We start from the raw sequence: 1,098 nt of genomic DNA on the forward strand, positions 1-1,098 counted from the left end.
ACACAGGGGGTGCCGGGGGCGAAGGGGATGCCGGGGTCGAGGGAGGCGCCGGAGTCGAAGGAGGCATCGGAGCCAAAGGCGGTCGCTTCGGTGAGCGGCCGGGGTGAGATCAGTCCCGCGAGGCAGCCGGCGTCGTCGGCCGGGGTGAAGGGGTTGTGCCGGATCACCACGTCGAGGCCGGGCACCGGCCGCCCGTCGGGGCCGTCCACGGCGAGCCAGGCCGGGTCGCGCACGATGTCGAAGCCGGGGTGGGCGGCCTGCCACTGCTTGAACAGGCCCGCGCGCAGCAGCCGGTGCACCTCGACGCCGCGCCGCAGCTCCTTGCGCAGGTTCTCCCGGCGGGAGTTGGTGATGCGCAGGCCCAGCGACAGCTTGAGCATCGCGGGGGCGCCGGAGCGGTAGACGGTGCGCACGGAGGAGGTGGGGTGCCAGGCAGGGCCGACCGGACCGAGGTCCCTGAGGAGTCCCGCGTCGAACAGCGCGGCGACGGCGGCGCGGTGCCGTACCTCGCGGGCCTGCCAGGGGTGCAGCGGGAGGGCGGTGTATCCGTCGGGCAGGGGCAGGGCGGTGCCCGCCAGGTGCCGGGTGAGGTGGTCGGCGGGGACGGGGCGGCCGCGCTCGGTCCAGGCCGAGTCGCCGGCGAGCAGCGCGGGGGCCACGGCCAGCCAGTGCAGTGCGAAGGAGCCCCGCGTCTCCGGTGAGTAGAGGTCGGCCTCGGCCTCGGTCAGGCCCTCGCGGCTCTTGGGCGTCGGGTGCAGGGGGTGGCCGAGGAGGAGGGCCTGTTCGGCGCCGAGGAAGAGGTCGGGGCCGTCGGCGGGGCGGGCGCGCCGGTCGCGGATGAAGACGGCGGTCCGGCGGAGGGAGTCGACGACCCGGGCCACCAGGTCGCCGTCGTCACCGCCCGCGCTCTCCCTGGTGAGCAGCGCCGCGAGGGTGACGGCGTCGACGGGCGGGGCGGTCTCGGGCGCGTCGGCGAACCGGGGCGGTCCGAAGCGGTGCCAGCCGGCCGGGGACCAGTACCGGACCGGGGCGAGCAGACAGGTGCCGGTGGCGGGCAGCACGATGCGCAGGGTGCCGGTCGCCGGGGCGCGCAGGCCG

1 protein-coding gene is annotated in these 1,098 nt (G+C 76.8%); it reads right to left on the reverse strand.

The genetic code is table 11. The features are described from left to right. The coding region (locus CCN72_RS37340; RefSeq protein WP_208638206.1) for an IucA/IucC family protein at nucleotides 1-1,098 on the reverse strand (1,098 nt) is incomplete at both ends.

The organism is Streptomyces murinus (genome assembly GCF_002154555.1).
Classification (GTDB): Bacteria; Actinomycetota; Actinomycetes; order Streptomycetales; family Streptomycetaceae; genus Streptomyces; species Streptomyces murinus.